At 61.9% G+C, this 4,419-nt stretch carries 2 protein-coding genes, 2 pseudogenes and 1 riboswitch; of the genes and pseudogenes, 3 read left to right on the top strand and 1 reads right to left on the bottom strand.

All coding sequences use genetic code 11. From position 1 onward, the window contains the following. Window positions 1-69: 69 nt before the first annotated feature. The 3 genes and pseudogenes from IL54_RS25795 to tenA all read left to right on the top strand — a co-directional run bounded on the left by IL54_RS25795 (window position 70) and on the right by tenA (window position 4,229). A pseudogene (locus IL54_RS25795) lies at window positions 70-1,073 on the top strand (IS30 family transposase). Between the two features lie 191 nt (window positions 1,074-1,264). Further along, window positions 1,265-1,392, top strand: a riboswitch (TPP riboswitch). After that, complete coding sequence (locus IL54_RS02785) at window positions 1,384-3,552, top strand: TonB-dependent receptor (protein WP_037473019.1); 2,169 nt, start codon at window positions 1,384-1,386, stop codon at window positions 3,550-3,552. It overlaps the preceding riboswitch by 9 nt. An 11-nt stretch (window positions 3,553-3,563) precedes the next feature. Continuing rightward, window positions 3,564-4,229: a thiaminase II gene (gene tenA, locus IL54_RS02780; RefSeq protein WP_237748765.1), complete on the top strand. Its 666-nt coding sequence runs from the start codon at window positions 3,564-3,566 to the stop codon at window positions 4,227-4,229. Between the two features lie 9 nt (window positions 4,230-4,238). Here tenA and IL54_RS22620 read toward each other — a convergent pair. Beyond that, window positions 4,239-4,419 (bottom strand): annotated as a pseudogene (locus IL54_RS22620) (UxaA family hydrolase); the annotation flags it as partial.

Here is a 4,419-nt window from a genome sequence, read left to right as displayed (position 1 = left end):
GGTGGATTCTAGATCGAAGTGCGAAATCCTAGGATTTATAGGGGTTTGATCCCCTTTCCAGGAAGGCACATGATGAACGGCTACCAGCATCTGGGTTTGGATGAGCGGCGACAGATCTATCAACTGGCTGCAACCGGGCGGTCCGTGCATCAGATAGCAGCGTCGCTGCAGCGACATCGTTCGACCATCTATCGCGAGCTCAAACGTAATCAGCATCTCGATGACGAGCCGGTGTTTCGTGGCTATTTTCCAACGGCCGCACAAACGATGGCGGACAGGCGCCGGGTGCGTGGCGGCAAAATCGCCCGAAAGCCCGAGCTTGCCGCCTATATCGCCGACCGCTTGTCAGCAGCCTGGTCGCCGGAGCAGATTGCGGGATACCTTCGACGCCATCGCGGTAATCGTGAAGCCGTCTGTCACGAGACCATCTACCAGTTCGTCTATGGGCCGGACGGACGAAGCCAGGGCCTGTGGCGCCTTCTGCCTGTTGCCCGTCGATCTCGACGGCAGCGCTATGCGCGCAAGCCCCGCGGTCTGCATATCCCTTTGGCCAACACCATTGGCAAACGCCCTTCCGAAATCGGTAATCGCAGGAGCTTTGGTCATTGGGAAGGCGCCTGATGACCTTCAGGTTGGAATATGGCAAAGCCAACCTCACCTCGCTGGTCGAGCGCCGCAGCCGGTTTACTATCCTCGCCCGCAATCCCAGTCGGCATTCCGCCGGCGTCATGTCGGGAATCCAGCACCACTTGCACATGCTGCCCCCTTCCCTGCGTCAGAGCATCACCTTTGACCGGGGAACGGAATTTGCTGCCTTTGTGACACTCCAGAAGAAACTCGCGATGACGAGCTATTTCTGCCTGCCATCGGCACCCTGGCAAAAGGGCAGCGTGGAAAACAGCAACGGTCGCATACGGCGCTTCCTGCCGTCTGACACGGACCTGGCGTTGCTATCGGATAAGGAAATCCAGGCCGTTGCTGATCGCATCAACAGCACCCCTCGCAAGTGCCTGAACTATCGCACCCCGCATGACGTTCTGGGAGAGCAAATCACCCTCCTCAACGCCCGGTAGATTTGCCATCCAGGGTGGGGCTCGCCCCACCCTGGATGAAATGCTACGCATCCCATGGATGTCGCGCTTCAAATCGAAACCGCCTTTGTTTGCGGCGTTTCGATGGAGCTAGCCGCAGCATAAACTATGCGGCCCCTCCCAATCACGGAAGCGTTTGACGTTCGCACATTCTGCGCATAGTCGCAGGCGCACATTCACCCACGGGGTGTCCTGGCGCTGTCAGGGCTGAGACGCGGATCGGGCGCAAGGGGTGCCTAGTCCGCAAACCCGCGAACCTGATCCGGCTCATACCGGCGGAGGAATAGGGACTATGCGTCGTTACGCCATCATCTCGTTTACCTGTCTGTCCACCCTACCCTTCGCATTCGTATTGTCCAATGCGGCGCGGGCGGCCGAAGGGAGCGAGGCGGATCGCATCATCGTCACGGCGCGGGGGCGCGAGGAAGCGCAGATCGGCGTCCCCGATACGGTGACCGTCTATGGTCCCGCCGCCATTGCCGCGCGCAAGATGACGACGATCGACGATTTCATCGCGGCAACGCCGGGCATCTTCATCATCAATGATCAGGATCCAGGTACGAATTTGATATCGGTACGTGGCGTATCGACCAATCGCAGCCAGTCGCCTTCTATCGCTTATATCGTTGATGGTTTGGCGCTGGCCGATTCCGAACTCTTCACCCTGCGAACCTATGATGTCGCGCGGGTCGAGATATTGAAGGGACCGCAGGGCGCGCTGTTCGGCCGCTCGGCATCGGGCGGCGCGATTGCCGTGGCGACGAATGAGCCCGGCCCGGATTGGGGTGGCGAAGCGGCGGTCGGTATCGGCAATGGGTTCACTTGGACCGCCGATGGCGTGGTCAATGCGCCGCTGTCCGACCGTGTGCAAGTGCGGTTGGCGGGTTCCTATCGCAACAGCGAAGGGTTCATCCGCAACAGCTTCCTCGACAAAAAAGTCGATGGCCAGATCAGCCGCAACCTGCGGCTGAAGGCGACGATGGTGCTGAGCGAAACCGCGACCTTCAAACTGCGCGCGAGTTGGGCCGAGGAGGAAGGCGGCGCGGCCTATATCTCGTCGGGCAATGTGACCGGTCTTTACGGTGGTAGGCTGGCAGGCGATGCGCTGACCGATCCGTTCGGCGATTTCGAGGGACGTTCCGACCGCAATTATTGGGGCGTTCAAGCGACTTATGAGCAGCTGCTGGGTGATACCCTGAGCCTGAGCTGGACCGGCGGCTATGACGAATATCATAAGGATTTCGTCGAGGAACTGGATTTCCGCAACGACACGCCAATCACGCTAGGCGGTATTCCGCTCTTTCCAGATGGTATCCAGCCCATCTCTCAACCCGTTGATATTCTGGCCTGGACCAGCGAGTTGCGGCTGACATCGATGACCGATGGTCCGCTACGTTGGCATGTCGGGCTGTTTTTCCAGCGGCTGGAGCGCGACCGGACCGACGATTTCGGGCCTTTGCTGTTCGGCGCGGAAGCGTTACGCGCGGAGACACGCTCGAACCAGATCGGTGTCTTCGCTCAGGCGAGCTACGACATTGCGCCGCAGATCGAATTGACCGCCGCGCTGCGCTACGACCGCGATCGGCGCAAGGAAGATACGGTCGGCTCGACAAGCGGCGCGCTGGTGGCGCAGCGGGCGCGGACGTTTGACAAATGGCAGCCCAAGGTTTCGCTGGCGTGGCGGCCCAATGCGAACCTGACCGCTTATGTGACCGGCGCGGTTGGTTTCAAGGCGGGCGGGTTCAATCCCCTGCCCGGCGCGACGGATGTGTGGCAAGCCGTGTTCCCCGGCGAGACGACCAAGTCGGTCGAGGTCGGCGTCAAGGCGCAGAGCAGCGATGGCCGGGTGCGTGGGTCGATCGCGGGCTTCGTCACCGACTATAGCAATTTCCAGAATACGGTCTTCCTGGGCAATTCGGTGGTGCTGTCGGTGCCGCAAGTCGATGTCCATGGGTTGGAGGCGTCGGGCGATGTGGCGCTGGGCGCAGGGTTCCGCGTCGATGGCGGGATCGCCTGGACGCATAGCCGCACGGGTCGCTATCTGACCCCCAATCCGACGCCGGAGTCGGGTGAACCGGCGATCGTCGATATGAGCGGTAAGCGGACGCCCAATGCGCCCGACTGGACGGTCAATGGCGGGATCGGCTGGGAGGGCGCGGCAGGACCAGCGCTGGTCGATGCGCGGCTGAGCGTCGCTTATGTGTCGCGGGTGGATTTCGAGATCGACAATATCTTGCATACGCCGGGCTATACGTCGGTCGACGGGCGGATCGGCGTGACGCAGGGCGCTTGGACGTTCGACATCTGGGCGAAAAATCTGTTCGACAAGCGCTGGGCGATCTCCGCCTTTGGCCAGCAGCAATTGCCGCTGTTGTTGGGGATTGGTCCCAATGGGCCGTTCGACAGTTTCACGATCAATACCGGCCGCCAGTTCGGGGCGAGCGCCTCAGTCAAGTTCTGACAGGAGACGAGATGATGAGCTTTTGCGCAGAGATTTGGGACGAGGTCGCGCCGTTGCGGCAAGCCATCTTGGCCCACCCTTTCCTGACCGAACTGGCGGCGGGGACATTGCCGTCGGCCAGTTTCCAGCACTATATCGTGCAGGACAGCCTCTACCTCGCCGAATATGCGCGGGTGCTGGCGATCGCGGCGGCGCGCGCGCCGAGTGCGGCCGGGCGGCTGGAATTTTCCGATGGGGCCAAGGTGGCAGTGCAGGTCGAGGAAGGTTTGCACCAGGCCTTTTTCGCGCAGTTCGGGGTAAGCGGCGACATGGCGGCGGCGGTCGAGCCCAGCCCGGCGTGCCGGGGCTATACCGGCTATCTCGCCAGCCTGGCCGCGACGCGGACTTATGAGGAATTGATCGCGGGGATATTGCCGTGCTTCTGGGTCTATTGGGAAGTGGGCTGCGCGATCCGGCCGCAGGCTGTCAGCCCCAACCCCTATGCGCCGTGGATCGACACCTATGCCGCGCCTGAATTTGGCGAAGCGACAGATCGTGTGCGGGCGTTGGTGGATGCAGCAGCGGAGGCGGCGAGTCCGGCCGTGCGGGACGCTATGGCCCAGGCGTTCCGCGTGGCGACGCGCTATGAGTGGATGTTCTGGGACTCGGCCTATCGGCGCGAGGCTTGGCCGATCTGATCGGGTCGGTTACAACGTCACGCCGCGCTTCCAGATGGCGATGTCGCGTTCGCCGTTGATCTCGTTGCGGGCGGGTTCGCCCGACGCGATCGCGCAGATGCGGGTCATGAGTGCGTCGGTTGCGGTGTCCAGCCCCTCGTCCAGCACCATAGCGGCATCGAAGTCGATCCAGCCGGGTTTACGGCGGGCA

The organism is Sphingobium sp. ba1 (assembly GCF_000743655.1).
Lineage (GTDB): Bacteria > Pseudomonadota > Alphaproteobacteria > Sphingomonadales > Sphingomonadaceae > Sphingobium.
Note: the sequence above shows the minus strand (reverse complement) of the source record. Positions and strands in the feature narration are given on the sequence as shown.